The 24,317-nt window shown below is 49.3% G+C and carries 13 protein-coding genes; 4 read left to right on the top strand and 9 right to left on the bottom strand.

The features are described 5' to 3' along the window. The first annotated feature begins 15 nt into the window (after positions 1 to 15). The 4 genes from CRO74_RS19415 (at position 16) to opgC (ending at position 5,234) form a co-directional block, all read left to right on the top strand. Complete coding sequence (locus CRO74_RS19415) at positions 16 to 726, top strand: SMI1/KNR4 family protein (RefSeq protein ID WP_144035954.1); 711 nt, start codon at positions 16 to 18, stop codon at positions 724 to 726. 117 nt (positions 727 to 843) lie between these two features. Next, positions 844 to 2,166, top strand: coding sequence for an ATP-binding protein (locus tag CRO74_RS19410; RefSeq protein WP_097128029.1), 1,323 nt, complete (start codon positions 844 to 846; stop codon positions 2,164 to 2,166). Between the two features lie 445 nt (positions 2,167 to 2,611). Then, positions 2,612 to 3,601, top strand: a complete 990-nt coding sequence (locus tag CRO74_RS19405; protein WP_245877914.1) for a glycoside hydrolase family 16 protein — start codon at positions 2,612 to 2,614, stop codon at positions 3,599 to 3,601. A gap of 484 nt (positions 3,602 to 4,085) precedes the next feature. Then, positions 4,086 to 5,234, top strand: coding sequence for an OpgC domain-containing protein (gene opgC, locus CRO74_RS19400; RefSeq protein ID WP_097128025.1), 1,149 nt, complete (start codon positions 4,086 to 4,088; stop codon positions 5,232 to 5,234). A 34-nt stretch (positions 5,235 to 5,268) separates the two neighbouring features. Here opgC and CRO74_RS19395 read toward each other — a convergent pair whose 3' ends face one another. The 9 genes from CRO74_RS19395 to CRO74_RS19360 all read right to left on the bottom strand — a co-directional run bounded on the left by CRO74_RS19395 (position 5,269) and on the right by CRO74_RS19360 (position 24,290). Continuing rightward, positions 5,269 to 8,592 (bottom strand): PAS domain S-box protein, encoded by a 3,324-nt coding sequence (locus tag CRO74_RS19395; protein WP_179830249.1) that lies wholly within the window; start codon positions 8,590 to 8,592, stop codon positions 5,269 to 5,271. A gap of 734 nt (positions 8,593 to 9,326) precedes the next feature. Further along, positions 9,327 to 10,415, bottom strand: coding sequence for a response regulator (locus CRO74_RS19390; protein ID WP_262508239.1), 1,089 nt, complete (start codon positions 10,413 to 10,415; stop codon positions 9,327 to 9,329). A 15-nt stretch (positions 10,416 to 10,430) separates the two neighbouring features. Next, positions 10,431 to 11,660, bottom strand: a complete 1,230-nt coding sequence (locus tag CRO74_RS19385) for an ATP-binding protein (RefSeq protein ID WP_097128020.1) — start codon at positions 11,658 to 11,660, stop codon at positions 10,431 to 10,433. A 2-nt stretch (positions 11,661 to 11,662) separates the two neighbouring features. Next, complete coding sequence (locus CRO74_RS19380) at positions 11,663 to 12,802, bottom strand: FIST signal transduction protein (RefSeq protein ID WP_097128018.1); 1,140 nt, start codon at positions 12,800 to 12,802, stop codon at positions 11,663 to 11,665. A 179-nt stretch (positions 12,803 to 12,981) separates the two neighbouring features. Further along, a complete protein-coding gene (locus CRO74_RS19375) occupies positions 12,982 to 16,608 on the bottom strand; it encodes a PAS domain S-box protein (RefSeq protein WP_097128016.1) in 3,627 nt (1,208 codons plus the stop codon). A 362-nt stretch (positions 16,609 to 16,970) separates the two neighbouring features. Next, positions 16,971 to 18,011, bottom strand: coding sequence for a transglutaminase-like domain-containing protein (locus CRO74_RS19370; RefSeq protein WP_245877913.1), 1,041 nt, complete (start codon positions 18,009 to 18,011; stop codon positions 16,971 to 16,973). Between the two features lie 189 nt (positions 18,012 to 18,200). After that, the gene (locus CRO74_RS19365) at positions 18,201 to 23,171 is read right to left on the bottom strand and encodes a Kelch repeat-containing protein (protein ID WP_097128013.1); all 4,971 of its coding nucleotides are present in this window, start codon (positions 23,169 to 23,171) and stop codon (positions 18,201 to 18,203) included. Between the two features lie 444 nt (positions 23,172 to 23,615). Next, a complete protein-coding gene (locus tag CRO74_RS31345; RefSeq protein ID WP_144035952.1) occupies positions 23,616 to 23,801 on the bottom strand; it encodes a hypothetical protein in 186 nt (61 codons plus the stop codon). An 87-nt stretch (positions 23,802 to 23,888) separates the two neighbouring features. Then, on the bottom strand, positions 23,889 to 24,290 hold the full coding sequence (locus CRO74_RS19360) for a hypothetical protein (protein WP_097128011.1): 402 nt from the start codon (positions 24,288 to 24,290) through the stop codon (positions 23,889 to 23,891). Positions 24,291 to 24,317: the final 27 nt, after the last annotated feature.

The raw sequence follows: 24,317 nt of genomic DNA, 5'->3' as shown, positions 1-24,317 counted from the left end.
ATCGCTCACTCAGTTATGACTTACCTACATCGATTCGAGTCTATGGTGCGGGAAATTGAAAAGAATAACTTCCTGGAAATTGTGGAATACCGGGCAAATCCTCCTATTTCTGAAACACAAGTAAAAGAAGTTGAAGAAGCCTTGAAAGTACCGCTTACTGACCCAATCAAGAAATTCTACCGGGAGGCCGACGGGCTCTATCTACGGTGGCGAATTGATCCATTCCTCGATGCAGAAAAAACAAAGCGCTTACAAAAGATGAGCAATGATTACGAAATCAGCATTGCCGAATCAGAGAATCAAGCTTTCGCCCGGATCAACTTAGTTTCGCTTTACGAGTCAGTCAAAAAATGTAATTGGGTGGGTGTGGAACCCACTTTCGAAGACCAGCCCCCGACCGTAATGTTTAACAATCATACACTCAAACGAAAGGAGTTTATCGATCTTTTAAGGCCTCTTGACCTGTTTAGTCTTGACTCATATATGGCATTTGTTTTTCAGCCCGGGCAGAATGAACCAAAGGTTATTTTACTTAGTGAAGCCAATTCCATTTGGGACCAGAGTCGAGTATCGAATTTTGAAACCTACCTGGAATTTTTACTGGCAACCCGAGGAGTTGTGGAAGCACGAGAAAAGCATTTTCTTTCTACTGATATAAAGTTTAAAAACACGTTAATCAAAGGAACCGACTACTGGAAAAAAAGAACACCGAAGATGTTCAGGTAGCCTAGTCGGCAAAGAATGCTCACCGCAGGCTATTATCTTTTAACGTGCCAGTAGCCCATATCTCCACCTCGATACACGAGATAATAGTTCTCTGTATATCCCCACAGACACCACCCCATGACCAACGCCGATAACCTCACTACCGCATTCTCCTACCTCCGCGCTGTGATCGTGAGCCGACTAAAGGTGCATTCGGGCAAGGTAGAGGCAGAGGACGTTAGCGGCACCGCTTATTATCAGGACGACTCGCCCTTTTCGGCGTTTATCAACCAGCACCAGCCTGGCTTCGACGAGTACATTCTGCTGCTGCTGGCGCTGGCCCCGCATGTTCATCCCCACTTCTTCAACCAGATCATTGCCGAACACTACCCCGAGGGGGGCGACCTGCCCGAGTTTGGGGGCGTGAAAGGTCAGAATCACCGGGGTATGTTGCCCACCGGCGAAACCGCCCAGTTCGTTCTGGCGGGTAACGATCTCGCCAAACGGCTCGCCATCCAGCGGCTGCTGAGCAACGATCCCAACTTTGTCTGGAAACGACTCCTCCGGGTCGACAGTGTACCGGCAGGTGAACCGTTCATGAGCGGCCAACTCCTGCTCGACCCCGATGCTGTTGAACAACTGACCACCGGCATCGGCAGCCGGCCGCAGTTCAGTATGGAGTTTCCGGCCGAGTATATCGAAACCGGCATGGACTGGGACGATCTGGTGTTGCACCCAACGACTTTACGGCAGATTCAGGAAATTGAACACTGGATTACCCATACCCATACTGTACAACATACGTGGGGCATGAAAAAGAAAATCAAACCCGGCTACCGCGCCCTGTTCTACGGCCCTCCCGGCACCGGCAAAACCCTCACGGTTACGCTGCTGGGCAAGCAAACGGGTAAGGATGTTTTCCGAATCGACCTCTCGCGGGTGGTGTCCAAATACATTGGCGAGACCGAGAAAAACCTGTCGCGGTTGTTCGACAAAGCGGAGCACAAAAACTGGATTCTTTTCTTCGATGAGGCCGACGCCCTGTTCGGCAAACGAACCGACATCCGCGATGCGCACGACAAATACGCCAATCAGGAGGTGGCGTACCTGCTCCAGCGCATCGAAAGTTACAATGGGCTGGTTATTCTGGCCACCAACCAGCGGGGCAATATCGACGACGCTTTTATCCGGCGTTTTCAAACCATTGTTTACTTCCCCATTCCCCGTACCGAAGAGCGGCAGGCCATCTGGCAGCGTACCTTCCCGACGCAGATGCCAATTGCCGCCGACATCGACTGGCATCAGGTGGCCAGCCGGTACGAACTCACGGGTGCCAGCATTGTCAATGTGGCTCATTACTGCGCCATTGAACTACTGGCTGATCAGTCGCCCAAACTTGATCGAAAGCGATTGGAAGAAGCCATCATGCGGGAATACGCCAAGGAGGGAAAAGTGATATAACATCCATAAAATGTTACCAGACTACCAAACGTCGAAAGTTTCTTTGTTATTAATGAATTTCTTTTATTAAACGGTACAGAACGTACTGCTCCATGCCTTTATTGTATTTATTCGAGAAAATAGATCAGAAATTAAGTGTAATAAAAACAACTCATCAGGCACTTTACCTATCTATATAACTTATTATCAACTCTTTCCCTATAGCTACTAAACGACCCCAATAAACTGGTCGATGTACACATATGTTATTTATCTAATTTATACTAAAACACTAGATTTAGAGTACTAATGCGTCATTAAACAAAAAATAGGTAAACATGGTATTTGTTATCCGCTTAATAAATACTAGTCATAGTTTATGAAATAGAAAATTCAGTTCTTTAACCTGATTTAATATCTAATATGATCTAATATGAAATTTTTACCTTACTACAACTGTGTACCTATGTTGGTATCCTGTGCGCTATCTGCCTTGTTGTTTGTCGGATGTGCTCAAAATTCTGAATCCGTACAACCTGAACAAAGTTCAACGGGTTCTTCAGCCAATGCTCGTGCTCGTAAAGCGGCTGTGGCTACTGTCGATAATATGGTTTCTGTAACGAGTATATGCGGGTACGATTACACAGCCGCTACTGAATCAAGTCTGACAGCTGCCGGCTGGACAAAAACTTTTGAAGACAACTTTAACGTGAGTCCCAATAATCCGGCGAATACCAACTGGAACGTCTGGGTTGGAGGGTCTTTCAATACGGAGCTACAAATGTATACGGCCAGCCCTACTAACCTGACCGTTACCCAGGACCCCAACAATACGGCGAATAGCCTACTCCAGATTAAAGCCGTGAAGGAGCAGGTAACAGGGCCTAAATACCGGCAGGATGTCGATAACACGCTAAAAAACTTCGACTTCACATCGGCCCGGATTGAGTCGAAACCTATGTTTACGCCTGTTGGCCCTAATGGTCAGGTACGGATGGTAGCGCGCATAAAGCTACCCAGTGGCTATGGCATGTGGCCTGCTTTCTGGTCCTATGGTGACTACTGGCCGACTAATGGTGAGATCGACATTCTCGAAGCGCGCGGCAATGAGCCTAACAAATATCAGACAAACTATGTATATGGCACTCAGGGCGACCAGAATCTGGTCACAAACGGGGGCACCTTCCTGACAACGTCAACCAGCCTGACCGACTGCTGGCACGTCTATGAACTTATCTGGACCAGAAAGGCACTTACATTTATGCTCGATGGCAAGGTGATTGACACCAAAACCGGAGGCTACGTGTCTAATCTTGCCGGAAAGCTTGAAAAACTTACGTTGAATCAGGCTGTAGGTGGCGATTTCTTTTACGCCCCAACAGCCAGCCAGATCCCCCTCAATGCTGGTGAGGGCATTATGCAGGTGGATTGGGTACGAGTATACACAAAGAAATAAAGTTCATTATCATGCTGCCTGTCTGCCGGAAGTTATACGTTTATTTTACGTTATGACTCCTGGCAGACAGGCAGTATATAAGACCAGTAGCTACCCTATTTTCACGACATACCTTCCAGTAAATTCAGTCTAGTTTATAGTCATTCTTTACTAGTACAAAGCACACTCTTTGGGTGTAAACTAAGTTTTTTGTGGTACTTTTGTGAAGTATACAGTCATACGATATATAACTATTTTACACAGGTAAACCTGGCTCATTTTATTGGGTTGAGCGTCCGGTCTTCTTTTATCCAATACCTGTAGATAGTACTATAACTTCAACGTTAATCGTTTTGTCGTCTGCAATAAAGCGCGGCATCCGACTTGAAAAATAGAACACCAGCCTATTACTTGATCCTGGTGATACGTCTCTTTTCTTTTCGTTAAATTTTAGCTGGAATCCCAGCTTGGCATTAACTTATTTACTGCTCCGTAACAAACCATCATGGAACGAAACAATCAGATCGATTTTTTTAGAGGTTTTTTATTGATATTAATAACGGTTAACCACTTTATATCAGAAAATAACATAATCATCCGTTTTACCAGAGAATCAATCGGTTGGGTGGAAGGTGCATCAGGTTTTGTATATCTTTCAGGTTTCACGGTGGGGCTGGTTTACACAAATAAGTTTTTAAAAAAGGGAGGAAATGAAATCCGTAATGCGGCCATAAATCGGTCATGGCTTATTTATAAGTTTCATATAGGTGTATTCTTCATTACGTTACTAGCTGTCCTGACATTGGGCTTCGTTCGAAACCACTGGGAACCGCACTACGGTACCATGCTGGCAAACCCAATCGGAGCCTCTATACTGGCACTGGTTTTCCTCTACCAGCCACAAAACATGGATATTCTACCCATGTATGCCGTCTTTTTGCTGTTTGTGCCCTGGATTATTGTCCATTTGCAAAAGCACCCTAAAGGCTATCTTATCGTACTACTGATATCGTCGATTGTGTATCTAATTGGAACGTTCGAATTACTTTTGATCAATCATTACCGATACAGTTGGAGCCGATGGGTGAATCCGGGATTTTTCAACATGCTTTCCTGGCAGATTATTTTCGTTGTGGGTCTTGTTTTGGGCAACATGGCCTACAATAAAAAGCTGGGAGCTTTACTTGACAAAACATATATCGTATGGGGTGCATTGATTGTCGCTATTTCTCTATTGGCAATTAAAATTCTATTATCAATTCACGTGATCGAAATCACTGATTATGACATAAAATTTTGGGCCGACAAAAAATATCTTCGCCCATTGCGGTTGATTAACATTGCTGCTGTATTTATTCTTATTCGCTGGGTGATGGTAAAAAAACCTACCTGGTTTCAGTATAAACCATTAGCTTATCTTGGCAAGAATTCACTAGAGGTATTCGCGTTTCATATCCTCCTGATTTTATTACTTTCTCCGTTAAATTCCTATCTTAATGGTATCAGCGCGTATCCCCTGTTCGGTAACTATTATTTTTATCCGCTGGAAACAGTATTGGCCGGTATGGTAGTCGCTTCGCTCTATCTGGCTCCTACATTGTGGAATGCCTCGACACGTTACTTTCAGGAAGTAAAAACACTGGTTTATAAATAAATCAGGTAGCTAACCGTAGGAGCCGATATTACTATTACGCATACGGAATTGTAATGGTAATGGTTGTCCCTGCTCCTTCCTTACTAAGTACATCGATCTGGCCGTTCATCAGGTTTGTATACTCCTGGCAAATGGCCAAACCAAGACCGCTCCCCTGATAACTAACGGCATTACCGGCTCTGAAAAATTTATCAAATAAATGGGGCAGGTCTTCTTTAGGTATCCCAATACCCTGGTCGCTCACCGCTATTTTCACATCTGTCGAGCTATAGGTGAGGGTTAGCCCTACATGTTTCGTGGAAAACTTGATGGCATTCATCAATAAATTGGTCAGGATATGATGCATCAGCTTTTTATCCACCAGCACTTCCACAGCCTTTCCTATAAGCTGGACATCGATATGCCGTTTATCCTTGTTCTCCGAAAAAGTAGATGCGATCAATGCCTTACAGAGCGCTTCCAAATCGGTATAGGCGAGTTGTACGTCTATTCGCCCCTGCTCTATCTTGCTCAGTGTCAGGGTATCGCTGATCAACTCATTCAACGAAGCCACTTTTGTTAGAATGGCTGCGAGATGTTTGTTTATAAGTGGCAGGACCAACGGGATATCTTCGCCAGCTACATAGTGCCTTACCAGCTCAGTGCTTGAACTGATGGCCATCAGGGGGGTTCTGAACTCATGCGAAGCGGTTGTGATAAACTGCGATTTAAGCGTATTCAACGTTCGTTCGTTCTGCAGGGAAGCTTCCAGAATTTGCTCTTTTTCAATGGCCGTCGTTATATCGGTAGCAACGCCGATACGGCGAATAAGTACACCTGCCTCATTGGTCACCCCAAACACCCTGGCGTGTAACCAACGCAGGCTACCGTCCTGATGGCGCGCCCGGAATGTTAGCTCACTACCCGAAACAGAGTCTTTGAAGATCGTTTGAATCAGGGTTCGATCTTCTTTTATAATACGCGGTAAGAACAAAGAGGAATCCTGATAAATAGCCCGGGAGGATACACCGGTAAACTTCTCGAAAGCGGGGTTAACGTACAGAAACCGGGGCTGTTCGCTGTCCAGTATACAGAAGACCTCGTCGACATTTTCGGCAATCTCCCGAAAACGCTGTTCGCTTTCCAGAATTGCTTCTTCGGCCATTTTTCGCTCCGTAATATCCGTCAATGTTCCGGTTACCCCCATCCATACACGACCTTCGCCCCATACTATCTGAGCATTTACATCGACCCAGCGAAACCCGCCCCCTTTATGAACGTAGCGAATGACATGCCTGACAATCGTCCGATGGCCTGCTTTAATTTGTTCGAACATCAAGCGGGTTTCAGCATGGTCTTCGGGTACTATCGAATCCAGGAAAAAGCCCCCCAGCGATTCTTTGACGGAGAACCCCGTGACGACCTCCCAGGCCGGATTTAGATAAACCCACCGCCCTGCTTCATTGGTTTGAAAGACAATTGTATCCAGGTGATCGACCAGCGAGCGATAGCGTTGTTCGCTGGTCCGCAGGCTTTCCTCGTCCAATTTTCGCCGGGTTACGTCCCAGGCAACCCCAATGAGTCGGATGGGCTTCCCCGCCGAATCGCGAATAATACGGCCGTTCGTTTCCAGGTAGCGCACCACTCCGTCTGGACGAATGATCCGGTACACGCTATTAATAGTCTCTCCACTACCGGCGAGTTTGGCATGGCTTTTCGCCATGAAAGCGGGTAAATCTTCCGGATGTATGCTAGCTAAAAAGTCCGCATAAGTCAACGGCCGAATGGGTAGCGGCAACCCGTGTAACTCCCACAGGCGCTCATCCCAGATAACCGCACCGGTGGTTAAATTATTTTCCCAGATGCCCTGTCCGGCCGCCTGCGTGGCTAGCTGCAGCCGTTCATGCAGCTGGTGCAATTGGTCTTCAGCCAGTTGCCGGTCGGTAATATCCCGGGCCGAACCATAGAGTATTCCCTCAATGCCAATGGCACTCCATTCGATGACCCGGTACGTACCATCTTTACGACGCCACCGGTTGATCTGATTGCGAACCGGTTGCTGCTGACTCTTCTTGACTACTTCTTTAGCCACAAACGCCTGTTCATCAGGATGAATCAGTTGCAGAAGCGGCAGCGTTCTGAGTTCACCGGCCGAATACGCCATCACCTCCTGAAAGGCGTGGTTCACTTCCAGCAGAAAACCCTTTCGATCAGCAATACAGTGCATATCGAGCGCACCGGCGAAAAAGGTATCCAGTATCTGATTTTTCTGACGCAGTCTGGCTTCCGCCAGCTTCAGGGCCGAAATATCAGTGGCAACACCCATGTAACCCAGGGTTGATCCGTCCTCATCCTCCAGGCGGCTAACCGTCAACAGAACCGGAACCAGACGACCATTCCTGGTCGTCAGCAAGCATTCCTGCTGTACGTATCCCTTCTCAACCACAACAGGCTGCGAAAAGAAGTTATACGATTCGTCAGCGTCATACGGGCAAAAGGTAATGACCGGATACCAACTTTGGGTAATTTCAGCCTTTAACCGGGCAACCTTACCCATAAGCTCACTGGCCGGAAATCCCAGCAGCGTTTCGGTAGCCTGATTAACCGTTTGCACAATACCGGCCTGATCAGTGGAGATAATTGCCTGACCAGCATGCCTGAGAATGGCGTTTTGCAGCGTAGACAGCTGCTGAACCTGTTTTGTCTGTTCGGCAATACCTTTTTCCAACTGAGCGTTTTTTTGACGCAGTAGCTCTTTGGTCTCCATCAGGGGCGAAATGTCCATGACGGTAAACAGCACGTGCTCGCCCACCCGAACGATCGTAAACTCTCCCCACAGGTTAATACCGTCATGTTGAACCTGCTTATGGTAATGCAGTGTCTCTCCGGTCTGCACCACATGGGCCAATCGGTCAAAAAGACCGGCATTGGTGGCCGAAGGGTGTAACGCTTTAAAGCGCTTACCTGCCAACTGGATAATACTATAACCAATCATAGCCGCATGAGCCGGATTGGTCCACAGGTAGCTAAAGTCTGTTATATACCCCTCCTGCCAAACAGGCCGTAAGAGTGCCAGCCCAACGGGCGTATTAGCCACGATGGCCTCCAGTAATTGGTTTACCGTATCGGATGAAGAGGCCTGTTTCGATACAAAGAAAGACCGGGGGCGAGCAGAAGCCCACTCACACGTCTCACCGGGCGCGTTTGCCGGTTCAAGGTTAACCGGGGTGGCATCGACCGGCTTACCAGCCAGTAATTCAACCAGATATCCACCATCCATTGGTGTAATGAGGAGTAGGCACGGCTTGCCTGAAACCAGTTTATAAGCCAGACGGCAAACGGTACCACTCTCCAGCAACGGCCATAACGGATCGAGCATAGTCCCGGCTAGTGGGGAGATCCAGTCGGTTAGGCAGACACCTCCGGGGGTTGATGGCGTAGCGGTATGGCATGCTAAATCAACCAGTTTTCCATGTTCATTATATACCGGTGTAAAAAAGAACAAGTTACGCCGGGCAGACGACAATGGGGCAAGGCCTGTTATGTATACAGTCTGTATAGGAATGTCCATAAAAAGTAAGGTCAGCTTAACCAGCTAGTAACACCGTTTTTTTACTCATTCATCCCAATGCTAACCGAGGAGACTTATTACCTGGTAGCCGTAAGGGGTTTCCTTCAGGCTATTCACTCATTTATCAAACATAAACTACTGCTTCAGGAAAGATAGTCTGTGAAGAATCAACGCTATTGGCAGGTGATACTGGCTTGATTAATCGGGACGCGGTTACCAGCGTTCGGATGGCGATATGTATCTGTATTGTGGATAAATTACTTTTTTGGGCTATCGAGTCTGGAGAATCAGATGCGCTTGAGTAATTTTTCGCGCAGTCAAAATTAATAACTTTTTCTAACCAATCAACTAACTAGGAATTAATACTCTGCCAATTAGGTATATTACATTTAATTAATATTAACAATCACTAAACAAGATTATACATACTAGAGTAGCTTATAGCAGGTGGTATTGCTTAAAAATGTAAAAACCCCACTGGTCTAATCAGTGGGGTAAGGCAATCCATAACAGGTGTTTGCCTTGCGGCTCCTGCTCGTCAATCATTGCCGGCTTTTCGAGTCAGCTTTCAGTAAGTTATAAACATACTCGACCTCCGTTTCTATGTCGGTGCAAAGTTCGGCCAGTTCGTCCGAGTCGATAGGCCGTGTGTGTTCCAGAGTTCCGGCCAGGTCAGCGAGACGAAGCAGGTTAACGGTTAAGGCAGTTCCTTTCAACTGGTGGGCCAGTGCTTTCAGCTTCGACAAGGCCCCCTCCTGACGAATAGACGCAAAGCGGGCCGGGAACGCACTCAGGTATTCCAGAGTACCCTCAATCAGGATGTCGACCAGCAATTGATCCTGGTTCATGCGGGCTAACAAACCCTGCCGGTCAAAATGCCCCTGTCTGGATAGGCCAGATTCTTCGTCTGGCAGAAGTATATCGTCCTGCTGGCCCAGCCATTTATCGAGTATGGTATTTAGTGCATTAGGAATAATGGGCTTACTCAAATAGTCATCCAGACCGGCCAGTAAGCATTTCTCCCGTTCGCCCCGCACAGTGCCAGCCGTCAACGCAATGATTGGCGTTCGTTTGCCGGTTTCGAGCCGACGAATAGCTCGCGTGGCTTCGTATCCATTCACAATAGGCATCTGAATATCCATCAGGATCAGATCAGGGTGTGCCGTCTGAAACGCATCGATGGCCTGCTGCCCGTCAACCACTTCCACAATCCGAACATTTGCCAATCGCTGTTTAAGTAAGGTCTTTGCCAGAAGCATGTTTACCTGGTTATCCTCAACCAGCAGAATCGTTACCGGCTCCACATCCACAGAGGCCGCAAGCGGGGATGGAGTCGATATAACCGACGACTCGTCAGGCCGGTGCTTAAGGTACGACAGAGCTTCGAACAGCTGGTCGGCGGTGACGGGTTTCACCAACCGCCGGTCTACCGCTAACTCTCGGGAAACATTCATTACTTTTTCGTCTTCCGACGAACTGTGCAGAAGAATGATCGGCAACTCATCGGCCGACAGATTCAGATCGTGTCGAATCAGTCGGATGGTAGCTAGCCCGTCAATCAGCGGCATATGGTAATCCATAATCACGGCGTCGTACTTCTCACCGGACTTCAGCCGCTCCAGTGCCTCCAGACCGCTAGCCGCCTGCTACACCTGAATACTTGCCAGATCCAGCATGGCCAGCAAAATCTGACGGTTCGTGGTGTTATCATCTACGATCAGCACGTGCTGAATCAACTGTAGCCTTGTCCACTGGTTCACTTCGCCAGGAAGCGATTTAAACTGGATGGTGAAGAAAAACGTGCTGCCCTTGCCCAGTTCACTCGTTAGCTGAAGCTGGCTGCCCATCAGCCCCAGCAGCTTGTTCGATATGGCCAGACCCAGCCCGGTTCCACCAAACCGGCGGGTCGTTGAGGAGTCTTCCTGCGAAAAAGCTTCGAAAATCTTTTCCTGATTTCGTTCGGCAATGCCAATACCGGTATCCCGCACGGCAAACCGGAGACTGGTTGAGCCATCTGCCAGGTGGTCCCGGATACGTTCTATGCTGAGCTCAATCTCTCCCTGCTGGGTAAACTTCACGGCGTTACTCAGCAGATTGATCAAAATCTGACGGAGCCGAATCTGGTCGGCCCACACAAAACGAGGTATCGACGGGTCGATGTTGAGCAACATTTCCAGCTTCTTCTGGTGAGCCGGTAATTTAATCATGTCGGCCACCTGGCGGCCAACGGCCAGCAGGTCGGTTTGCTCAACAACGAGTTCCAGCTTTCCGGCTTCAATTTTGGAGAAGTCGAGAATGTCGTTGATAATATCGAGCAGACTATTAGCCGACTGGTTGACCAGCGACAGGTAATGGCGCTGGGTTTCGTCCGTTTTCGTTTTCAGGAGTAAGTCGGTAAATCCGATCACGCCATTGAGGGGTGTACGGATTTCGTGACTCATAGTCGACAAAAAGTCGGACTTGGCCAGGGTAGCCTGTTCGGCCAGTTCTTTGGCCTGGCGCAGCTCGTTTTCAATTGTTTTCCGGCGTTCAATCTGCTGTTTCAGGAACTCGACCAACTCGATCAGGTTATCGGGATTAATATCCGTCATTCCCTCTTCGGTGGGCACATCCAGGGTTACAATGGCATCGATCAGTTTCTCGATCGATTGCTTACGCTGCCCAATTTCGGCTTTCAGCTTATGGGTAAGGTCTGCATACGCCTGTTCATTCATGAAAGACGAATGCTCGAACAACTCCTTATCTCGTTCAAAGTTATGATACGACTCGTTTACCGCCCGCACAAACAGGTCGGTTTGCGTGTTGGATAAGCTATCTTCGGGTAAATATTTTTTTAGCTGCCTGGCCAGTACTTTATGTAGCGGTTTCTCATTCATGCTTATTGCTCTGAAAAGGCGGTAATGGTCATTGTTTGGTTGTGGAGTTCACACCTGGCACCGGGTGCAGTCGGGGCAATTTCGCCATACGAATAAAATCCGCTGAGTACGGTAGTCTCGCCAAACACATCGCGAACGGCTTCTACTTCTTCATCGATACGCTGGCCCAGCACCAGCTTTCTGCCCACGCAACTCACCAGAATGGCCAGTTCGGGCGCAAAGGTGAGGGTCGACATGGCCGTATGCGCAGCTGTTGCAGCCGCTTCAATTAACCGATCGAAGTTGGCCGTCATAAACCGCACAAGGCTTTTCTCGGGCATATCCCCGGCAAAGGTCATGCTGCGGGCGGCTTCGTCGATGGTCAGAATGGTGCGTACCAGGGGAGGAGAGTCGGCGGTGGTGCGCATGGACAAGGGAAAGAACAAAGCCGCCGAGGGCAACCCCTGGGCGTATTTGCCCAGATAATCCCGGTACAAATCGAGCGCCGAGGTGTCGCCAATCTGAAAAAGTACATTGTATTCCGAATGCGTTACCTCCCGTTCGGGTCCGTAAACATCCCACCCACCCATAGAACTGGTACCAACATAAAGACTATCGCCGTAAAAGCCAATGCCTACAACTTTACCGGCTGTTGGCTGCTCATTGAGCCCGACCAGCGTAGATTCGAACCGATTGGCATCGCCGGCCAGCCCGCCGGTAATGGGGACAACACGATGGAGGGAGTCATTGAGTGCATCAATCAATTTACTGCCATTCACCCAACTGCCATCCGATACGATAAACAGCGCGGCCAGCGCCGGATCATCCAGTGCCTGCGCAATTTGCTGGCCTGCCCGGTAGCTTTCCTGATAATTCTCTATCTCGATCTGTACCGTCCGGACAGTGGTTTTATCGAAAGCAATGGCCGTAGCAACAATGGTATCGTCAGACACATGATCGTTGAAGATTTCGCCGGCAGTGGAGTTAATCACAATAGCTGCGGATGGGTACTGAGCCCGAAGCTGCCCGTACACATCGGTACGACTGAGTAAGGTTCGCTCTCCAAAAGCCAGTACCAATTGTGACCCGGATGCGGTAAAGCCGTCAGTTTCTGAGAGTGTTTTCCAATTGCTACCTGTGAATAGTTCTTGTTTTATTTTCATGTCAGGAGAAGAATACAGAAATAGTAGGATAGGCTATTGGCTGACCTCCTCCCACTGATCTTGAAAAGTTAGTGAAATTAATAAAACAAGTATATAAAAAAACAACTAATGATAATATTAAGTACCTTAAAATTTTGAATTGGGTACCATTTTGTTCCATTTAATATGGCCGACGCTCGTCACAGGCCAATATTCGGCAGGATAACGGTGAATGTTGTTCCAGCCCCCTCAATACTGGCAATATCAATACTTCCGTTTTGCAAAGTGATATATTCCAGGCAGATGGACAGGCCCAAACCGGTACCTTTGATATGATCGGCATTACTCGCTCTAAAAAACTTACCAAATAAATGGGGCAAATCTTTTCGGGGAATGCCGATTCCCTGATCAATGACCGAAATAAATACGGCTTCTTTCTCAAACCGGATTGTTAATCTGGGATTCGTAGCAGAGAATTTAAAGGCGTTGGATACTAGATTTGTTAATACATGGGCCATCAGCTTTTTATCGATGTTCACCAGTACCGGCGAGCCAATCACTTCCAGCGCCACCTGCCGGTTGTCTTCCCGATTGCCGAAGTTTAACGCCAACAGCGTATCGGTAAGGTCTACAATATCGGCCGCTTCCAGTTGAACCGGTATTTTTCCTTCCTCCAGACTGCTTAGGACCAACGTATCGGCTATTAAGTCGGTGAGGGACATCACCTGCTTCGAAATCGAGTCGACATGCCTATCGATCAAGGCGTTGGCTACGGACCTATTCTCCTGTGCTGCATAAAATTTTATTAATTCGACACTGGAGATAATGGCCGCCAGGGGCGTTCGAAACTCGTGGGAGGCTGTTGTAATAAACTGCGATTTGAGCGCATTCAGCGCCCGTTCCTTCGCCAGCGACTCCTTTAAAATCTGCTCTTTCTCAATCGCCGTCGTCACATCCGTGGCCACCCCTAATCGGCGTGTGGGAACCCCATTCTTATCATTTATCAGGAAGACCCGCGCATTGAGCCAGCGAATGCTGCCATCGGGGTGGTGAAACCTGAACTGAAAGGTAGATTTCGGCTCACTACTCATGAAGGCATTCACAATAGCAGGCCGGTCTTCTTCTACAATAACATTGGCAAAAATGAGCGGATTCTCGTATAACTGCTCGACAGGTATACCGCTATACGTTTCAAAGACAGGGTTCATGTAGAGAAATACGGGCGAATTAATATCCCGAATCCAGAACATCTCGTCGACATTCTCGGCAATCTCCCGAAAACGCTGTTCGCTTTCCAGAATTGCTTCTTCGGCCATTTTTCGCTCCGTAATATCCGTCAATGTTCCGGTTACGCCCGTTATTTCCTGGTGTTGATTGCGGCTTACCTGCGCAAAGGCTTCTACCCAACGATAGCCTCCTGTCTTATAAACATAGCGAATTACCTGCCTCACAGACTCCTCCTGGCCTTCTTCAATGGGCGGAAAAATAGCTCTGACCTTAGAGTGATCCTCGGTGACAATAAAGTCAAGGAAAAAACGACCCAAAGACTCCTCAATGGAAAAGCCGGTTACAATCTCCCAGGCCGGGTTTAGGTAAGTCCATAACCCCTTCGAATCGGCCTGAAAGACAACATCGCTTAGGTGGTCGACCAGGGAGCGATACCGTTGTTCACTAGCCCGAAGGGCCTGGTTGGCCAGCCGCTTGGCCGTTCGATCCCGAATAACGCCAATCATTCGATGACTTAGCCCACTCTCGTTTTGCAGAACCAGCCCATCGATCTTCATGTAACGCACGGATTCATCAATTGGCGAGATAGTCCGAAACTCGACCTCGAAGGGCTGTTGCTCGCGAATAATGGCCTGCACTTTATCCGAAAAAAAGGTCAGATCATCCGGATGCAACAGCGGCTCTACATCGCTGATGCGGGCGAGGGCTGTACGTTGCGGAATACTAAGGAGGGCATAAAAATTCTCATCAAGAATCAGCTCATGGGTTAGCAGATTCCACTCCCAAACGCCTAGCTTGGCGGCTTTGGTTGCCAGCTGACTGCGTTGGCTGGCCTGCATGAGAGCCTCTTCAATGGCTTTTAAATACGATATGTCTGTACTGATGTCTACATAGCCCATCAATACGTTCTGCTCGTCATAAAGACCACTTACCGTCGACAGAACCGGAATCATACGGCCATCTTTCGTCAGGAGGGTGTTTTCAAGGCGAAGAAAATTATGTTGGGCAACATAACGGGCTACGATATCTTCACCTTCGCCAGCCTCATCAGCCAGGTCGCGCTTTAGCTGGTCGAGCTGTTGCTGATGCAACACCGGCTCCCGCAGAGAACCGGTCGTACGCTGGCCTACCAGTTCATCTGCCCGGTAGCCGGTCATGGCTTCCAGAGCCGGATTTATGAGTTGAATAATTCCGTTGGTATCGGTAGCCGCCACGCCTACCCCAACGTATTTCAGGATGGCCCCCTGCAAGGCAGCCAGTTGCCGTACTTCGGCCGTTCGTCTGATTACCCGCTGCTCCAGTTCCAGATTGGCTGTCCGAAGCTCCTCTTCAACCTGTTTTAACCGCGTGATGTCATTGACGCTGAACAGCACATCACCGGCTACCTGCACCAATGAGAAATCGCCCCAGAATGGTCCCGTTGCCAGGTTATCGGCTAGCTGAAAACGCTGGGTTTCACCCGTGAGCGCCACGGTGACCATTTTAGCAAAGACCCCATTCGTCAGGAAGTGAGGAAACAGGGTGAGCAGCGACTTGGTCAGCAGCGTATCCTGATCTAACCCCGTTATATTGACGCTCTGTGCGTTGCTGATAATGGCACGAAAGTCAGTAATAGTCTTCTCCTGCCAAACAGGCCTTAACAGACATAAACTGGTCGGGCTGGTGTTGATAATGGCCTGCAACAACTGGTTGTTTTCACTCAGGTTTCCGGACTGCTTGCTTATGGCTTGCCGTAGAAACAGGCTGGCTAGCTGGCTGGCTACCTCCTGCCCGATCCGCACATAATCCGGCGTGAAGAAATTAGGGGTAGGGTCCAGTAGAGCTAGGATACCTACCAACTTCGCATCGACCAGCAAAGGCAGTCCCAGAAATGAGCGATGCCCCCGCCGGTATGGGTTAACATCAGGCGGAAAGCCCGGCATTTCTTCTTCGAGTTGATTAATGAGCACCTCCTGCCCCTGTGCCAGTAAGCTGTGGTGCCGGTACCTGATGGGGAGAGAGATAGCCGGACCCTCGTGTTGAACACCGTGCCGGTAGTGGACTTCCGTGTCAAAGAGTTGCCCGCTCTGGTCCAGCTGGAAGAGTATGGCCTCTTCGCAGGGAATCCGTTTAAAAAGGCGTTGCAGGGTCAGACGCTGTTGCTGCTGTTCGCTGAGGTAACGGGTTAATCGGGTCTTTCGTGGCCGATTCACCCCCATTACACGCCTTTTGGAACGAAGCTCCGGTTGCGGCTGGCCGGTTGCTTCCCGGTGTTCACTCACCGCCAGAAAACGAATGACGACCAGATCGGCAAGGCGGGTCAGGCTAACCGAGAACCAGCAATTGCCCTGCGGATAATAGTACTGCCCTTGCTGCGGCTCACCAGTCTGCAAGACGGTTACCAGTTGACGAGTCAACTCAGCCTGAGGAATCCAGGGAATGAACGAATCGATGAGTTGCCCGATAAATTCATCGGCGGTTCGGCCCAGCAGTTGAGCCAGTGTTTTATTAACCCGTTGGCAATGAAACGTCATTGACGACTCCGATTCCCTGTAAACGGGCTTCAGAAAAGCGACTCCCTCTACAGACGTATCGAACCAAAGCTCTAAATGCGTTTCCATATTTGCTTACACCAATTAACCCTATCGGCCACTTAGTGTACCAATAAAATACCTTCTTATGGATGTTGACTTAGCTAAGCACGTACTACTAAATTGTGCTTCTTTATAGAGTAAGTTGAGTGCAGCAACCTGTAGATGCTGGTTGCTGATAAATGCCCAAAACGTATAACCCGTCAATACCACGACCCGATTCAGGATAGTCTACTTAGTGTTCTGTTACTATAAAGTCCACAAAGTTAACATAGTGAAAAAATATTCATGTATTAAGGAAATTAAAAATAAGTCAGGCAAATCGAAAACAACCAATAGATAACAAAAGTCGATACCAAAGACCAACCAGAGTTACGTATCGATACATCAGATTAATCAACCAGGTCTCGGTAGGTAATGACAGGAGGTACAGCCGTAAGAGACTGTCCGTCAACAACTACCAGAGGATAGATGAAATAGTTTAGCGGTTGTTCCTGTTTTGGGTAAAGTACCAGATCACGGCCCAGACTAAACTCGATCCGATTTTCATCATGAGCCCCGAAGAAATAAGCCCGCCGGGTTGGGTTCTTGGCGGCTTCCGATGCATCGATGGGTACCCACCCCAGATCTTTACTGTAGAATTCGGCCCAGCAATGGTAGCCGCTCACCTGGCCGGCCGGCCGGTCGGTTGGCAAGGAAAAGCCGATGGCAAAGCGGGCAGGTATCCCCAATGCCCGGCAGTATCCGATAAAAATAGCATGAAAATCAGTGCAGTTACCCCGGCGGGCATCGCAGGCGTAGTAGATGTCGCCCCGCCCCCATCCGGTACCGGTTTTATCGTACTTGACGGTGGCAATAACGTGATTGTAGATGGCTCGTGCCCGCTGGAGGTCCGTTTTAGCGCCCACCGAATCGACAACGGCCTTTGCCCATCGTTTAATTTCCCCATCGATGGGTACCAGGCGGTCTGGCTGCAACCAGCGGTTCATATATGGGTCAACAGGCCGTTTTTCGATGGTACTGCGCGTTTGGCGCTGGGGCTGAAGGTGTTCCTTTCGGGTAGCCTTAAACTGCATATCAACCGAGAACTCCTTTCCGGGAAACTCCTTTCCAGGCGAATTTTGCAGGTGCAGGTGCATCATTCGGTTGCCGTATTGCGCGGAGTCAACCTGATACGGATAAGGCGAAACGATGGTCAATTCCGAAATTTGCTGAAACGGGTTGCTGTGGGGCACAGGTATCCAGATATCAACTTGCCGGGTTCCGGCGGGTAGTTGGCCAATCACCGCCTTATACCCGAACAGAACCGTTCGGGTGCGTGGGGGTGCCGTGCTGGCGGTTGTCCCCACTAAAACCAGCAGCCAGCTTATTACCTGCATAAGCAGAGACATGGCCCACCGCCGACCTCCTCTATAGTTGATGTTGATACCCATTCATACCCTATACGCTGTCTTGTTACATGCTGGTTCCCGGAGCGGCCCGATTTATCTACTATTATAATAGACACTATCTACCGAAGCCGGAACCGGGCTCCGCATGGCAAAGGGCTGTAATAGAAAAGCCGCCGGGGGCATAACATTGAAACTGTTACACCCCCGGCGGCTTTTTTTTCTGATTAAACGCTACTGTTTAATCAGCTTACGACTTACCACACCGGTTTTAGACCGGATAGTAACAATATACAGACCCGGCTGAAAATCATGCAGATTGACCGTTACCGGGTCCAGACTTTCTTTACGTTCGTGCATCAGCGACCGGCCCATAATGTCGGTAATATCAACCGTGAACGGTAACGCATGATTGGGCTCAAACTCTATCCGGATAACGCCCGATGACGGGTTGGGGAAGAAACGCCACCCCTTACCCTGTTCGGTTAGCGGCATAGTCTCCGCAGCTACTTTTCCCCCTGCGTTATTCGTTACCGTGAAATTAATCCGCAACGGGTTACCGGCAGCGCCAGATCCATTAGGACCGGAGTAGGGAGTCGCGTTCAACGAATAGCTACCCACAGCGGGCGTCCAGGGGTTGTAATCACCGCTGTTATCGCCAAACAATGAATACGGTGCTACACTCTCCCAAACGGTCTGATTCTGCGTTCCGCTCAGGGTTAGCAGTACACTACCAACCGTGGCCGGGTTTGTGTTGGCCCGGATATTAACCCTTGGCACAGTCAGACTGGGTAAGTTGATAACGTCATTATTGGCCAACACACGTATAACCTGATCAGTATCAGCATTTATAAGCGAGAAGTTGGTCACCGCCTGCTGGCTGCTGTTCAGTCCTTCACCCGTTAGGGGAATTGACAGGCTTCCCACAGCACCCGAATGTGCAATAATTAAATTGGCACTTTTGGCGCCGGTGGACGTTGGCTTAAAGTCGACCTTTACATCTACGCTCTGACCAACCGGTATAATGAACGGCATCGTAATAGGCGTCTGGAACGTGAAATCGCTACTACCCGACAAGGAGATGCCGGTTACCAGTATAGCCTGATTACCAACGGTGTTGGTCAACTTAATTAACGTACTTTGGGTCGAACTGACGATTACCTGACCAAAAGCGCCAGACGTAGGGGATGTCAGTTGGCTCTGTGTTAGCTGAATACCGGTTGGCGTGGTTGGCCCCGACTGGTAGAACACCTCCTGCGAGCTAAGTTCAAAGTTGCCACCCTGCGAACCGGAACCAGCTACGATATAGATCGCCTGGTTATTGAGAATCGCCTGTGTACCGTGCCTTCCCTGCTGTAAGTTAGCCAGCTTCACCCAGTTGTTGGCCGTTGGCGAGAAGGATTCCGTTTCATTATGCGCCGTTGCCTGGGCACTTTCGCCACCAATAACGACCACGTTACCACCCAGAGCAACCGTTGTCGTACCGGCCCGCTGCGTAGGGATGGGGTTCGTTGAGGTCGACCATTGACCCGTCGTGAAGTCATAAATATCCACTTCGGGCACCGTCAGCATAAACGTCTGACCGGTATTCTGCGAGCTCCGCCGACCACCGGCTGCGTAGAGTTTAGTACCAATAACAACTGCCTGAAAGTGATCACGGGCATGCGGAGCATCGGGCATGACTTTCCAAGTATTGGTGGCCGGGTCGAATTCGTCAAACCAGTTTACATACCCGGCGTTATGCCCTCGGGTATTTCCGCCAACTACGTATATCTTCTTGTTATACACCACAGCACCCGCCGTACCCCGACGTCGGCTGAGAGGTATTTCCGGCCCCACTAACCACTTATCTGTTGTCGGGTTGTAGATATACACGTTCGAAACGGAGGGTTCTTCGGGGAAACTTCCGGTTAGAGCGCCCACAACGTACACGAGCCCTTCCATCGTTACGGCCTGGAAATGGTGCAGTTCAATTGGCGTAGCCACCGCATTGGTCCAGTTCTTGCCAATGGGCTCGTATACCTGTACGGGTTTGATACCCCGGCCACCCATCAGATAAAATCTGTCTCCGGCCTGTACATAAGCCGCTTCGTGGCGAGCCGTTGGCGAACCGGAATTGGGAACCAGCGTTTGCCAGCTACCTGTTATCGGCGCTCCATCGATAATTGTAAAGTTCAGGGATAGCGCATTCCCGGCGGTACCGGCTCCCCCCGCATCGGTATGGGGCGTAGCTGTTAGATTGTAGCTTCCCACAGTGGGCGTCCAGGGGTTAAACGTGCCATTGTCATCGCCAAACAAGGCATACGGAACGATGTTCTCAATCTGTGTCCGAACCTCGCTACCCGTTAACTCCATGACAACCGAACCGATAGCCGAGGTATTGACATTGGCCCGGATACTCAGGTTACGGGTGGGCAATGCAGCCAGATCCAGCTGCTCGCCGGGCGTCAACTGCTTGATTGGCTGACCAGTGTTGGCATTCATCAGGCTAAAGCTCACCACCGCTGGCTCTAACTGCGAATCGGACTTTACACTGATCATATCCCAGGTAGCCGTAAACGGTGTGGAGTTGAGCGATGTAGAGAGTATACCCACCGCCAATGCCGCTGCACCCTGCACGGCGTTGAGCACAGCACCCGTTAGCTGAATGGGCGGGCCAACATTAACCAGAGGACCACCATCTTTCGAATATTTGGGTTGCACCATACCCGTTGCCGGGTCAACGGCCAGGTATAGATCCATGGTGCTATTGGGTAACCCACCAGGTAAGGTATAAAACCCGTTACTGATTAACTCGCCATTGCTTTCATACAGCATTTCGAGTCCACCCTGCCCACCATCGGAACCCAGCACAAGTTTAAGGTAATTATCCTGATCGCCGTTACCAATATATACCCCCTGCGACTGGTAATAGCGGGGGGCCGCTCCATTAAAGAAGGGTCCCAGCATTCGGGTTCTAACGGTGAACGGCCCAGTGCTGCTGTTTACGTTTACCCCAAACTGAAACCCGTTTTCCAGATTGTTCAGGGTACGGTACGGATCGCCGGGCGAAACACTCACGACAGAGAAGGCCCCTACAGCCCCACCCGCTACCAGATTCTGTTCATCAAACATATCGAGGTAGTTAAACCCAGGCTGTTTGGACAACATCAACCCCGTAAAGCCCACGCCAAATAACCCCCGGCCAGGATCGTTATTGAACAATTCATAGGTAACCGGCAGATTCGTCGTTCTTCCGTTCGCTGCATCCAGCGGAAAAAAGTCGTTATCATCAGTCACTCTGTCGTTATCATCATCAGGATCATTGTAGTCAGACTGTCCGTCGCCGTCAGAATCCTTGGGCCTACTCGCCTGCGAGCAGGGGTTGCTACCATTATCGATCTCGTCGGCATTACTGAAGCCATCGCCATCGTCGTCCAGGGTGGTACTGTAGGCCGCATCACAATCTGTCCTTTCTTCCGGTTCAAAGACATAAATGGAGCTACCTCCATAACAGGCAGCCCATATTGTGCCGGGAAAAATGTCGTTATCGCCCTGAGCGGTCAGGTCCAGCGGTTCTGCCCCGAAGTTTGACGCAATGGGCAAATCCTGATTCAGCCGTTTGTTTCCCAGGGTGTTGGTAACGGTGGTACCGGCATCATCGAGTGTGATCTTATGAATACTGCCGTCGAAAGAAGCCACCAGCAAGTGTCCCTTCAGTGTTCCCCCAAATCCGGAACTGGTGTACTCGACTATGCCATTGGTCGAGCTTTGAAACGTCATGATCGCGTTGTCGGTTTCGCCGGGATTCTGATAATCGCCTTCAATGGGGTGGGCCATGCTGAGTGGCAACGGAGGCCAGTCGGCAGGGAGGGGGTTAGCACCGGTCTTGCTTGTACGCCACACGCCTACGCCACTCGTATTTGTATACAATCCCGCAGCGGATGGATTGGCACGAACGGGGTTCGGGTGCCCGCCGTAAAAGCTACCAGGAACGTACGTGCTCAAGTCACCTATGTAATGGACGTTGTCGAGGTTGTTGACGATGTTATCCGTTAAGGTGCCGCTGGTAGAACCGGGTTCGCCCTGAATGTAGTTGTTGGTAGCATTACCACCGCCCTCATTGGCGGGTAGCCCTCCCCACCCCTGATTGGCCCCGTTATCAGTCACGAACATGCGCCGGGCTTTACCCGGTGTTTTGGTTATCACCAGATCATAGGCATTCCGGAACCCCGTTGCAAACACCCGCACCGGGCCGGTTGGGTCTATTTTTGCCTGATTTAACCCATCATTTCCACCGAAGGGATCGCCCGCGTCGGGATTGCCGGCCCGCGTCGGGTCATCGAGCGTAGGCAGGTCATACTTGTATTTATTCACACCACTGCCCTGGGTAGGCATGGCTTCGATTACGGCCAGATCGATTGACAGTACGGCCGTAGTGAGCGCATACTCCGAAGTGTAGGCAAAGTTTGTGGATGGGCTGCCCGCGTTAGTATTACCCCCGGTTACAACATAGAGTTTCGTTCCATCCAGCTGCATGCCATTATTGGCGTGATTTTCTTCTGAACGCGGCAATCCCCGCACCAGATCGATTTTATCCCAGCCGGTTGCCGTTTTTGTCAGCTTGGAAATGATACCGGAGTTTGTATCGAGGTTTAAATCACCAACGGGTCCGCCAATACGGCTATCACTCGAACCGACGTAGAGGATCGGGCTGGCGGCAGTTCCCGTAACAAGCAGGCTGGTTACCTGGCGGGTGTTTACCTCAGGAGCCAGGCTGCCATCGTCATTATGATTGGGAATCTGATTGATCAACGTTATCGTCTCTATCTGCGCTACGGAATAATCATTCGGGGCATTCTTCACAATGGTGAATGCCTTGATGATCCCATCCTGCTGAGACACATACAGTCGTCCATCCGGGCCAAACTGGAGTGAAGTTGGGTTATTCAGGGAAATAGCCCCCAGGCGACCACCTTTCGACTTACCCCCTTTCAACGCACTTGCCTTGAAGTTGAATTTTGCATTTTTCTTCTTTTTGTCCTTCAGCTTCTCTTTAGGAAGTTTAGGTTCCTTCTTTTTTAGTTTTTGCTTGTTCTTAAACTTGTCCCGATCGGGTGGCCCGCTCTGGGCCCAGCCGACCGAACTGCTCAACAAACTTAAAAGCAGTATCCAAATGGTAATACGACACATCTTCGATGCGGATTTACGGTACAATTGTTCCATAGTTCTTGGTGAATTTGATAAACTGATCAATTATAAAACAAACTAAAATAAGTCTATAGGATAAGAAGAACTTTATATTATTCGGTAGTTTTTTGTTTTCTAGTCTGGCTAATTGAAAACTAGTCTGTGACTAAAAAGCAGATAAGCTTCGCTGAGCCAATCAACTATTGCCATAGTAATTACACGGCTTAAATAGCTCACTACCAAGCCATAAACTTTCATAGGATAATCGTTGGCAGGCTAAACCAGCGGTCTGTCGAGTGGAGCTTTTTTCGGCATTGAGACAGATACCGACGGTATTTTCAACACGCACCCCGTCGCAGATTCTGATGCTGAATCAGCATCAGAATTAGATTAAAGCAAGATTGGAGAAGTGGACTGAACAACTCGGCAATAGGCCTGGTAAGGATTGAAAAGTTTCGCCCGGTATAAAAACAAACCAACTCACGCCGTCTGGACGATCTGCGTACCAGGCGGCATGAGTTGGTATAAATAGGCGTTGACATCGGTCAGTTCGATGCCCTGTCGCTGAAGAAACCTGGCGTGAGACCGCTTACGAATCGGGGTACTATCAATCAGTATCCCATTTCTGTCGACAATTAATGCGGATGGATTTGGTGTTTTTTTCACTATTGTGTGCCAGGCAAATTGCCAGCCTACACACAACGGGATGCATTGGGATTAGTTAAAAATAAATAGGATACGGTCCCTCCGATCTTATTTGCGGGTTGTCAGGATAACGTCACCGGCCGGATACGCGATCTCCGGGTTGTCTTCTGCCGTAACGAAGACTTCCTTCGGCTTACTAATAGCGGTTGTAATCAACTCCCCTCTTAGCGCTTTGCCGCGCGGGGCGATCTGGCCTAATTTTTTCACTGAGTTATCATCCCCTTCCATCCAGACCAGATACGTTGCCTTAGCAGGTGTGAGTTTGTTGGATTCGGCCAGATTGGATACATTTACCGTTACCTTGTAATTCTTGTTTTTATCTTTCTTCACATTTATTGTTCCGGTAGCCGCCGGGGCAATGGTCGAATTTACAAAGTTCATCTTCGGTGTACAGCCCTCCAGGACAGCACAGACAAGAAGAAGAGTAGCTAAAGAAGTGATCGTTTTCATTCGTTGAAGTTTTTAGTCATTGGCTTA

The organism is Spirosoma fluviale, from assembly GCF_900230225.1.
Taxonomy (GTDB): Bacteria; Bacteroidota; Bacteroidia; order Cytophagales; family Spirosomataceae; genus Spirosoma; species Spirosoma fluviale.
The sequence above is the reverse complement of the archived record's forward strand: the minus strand, read 5'-3'. Positions and strand labels throughout refer to the sequence as shown.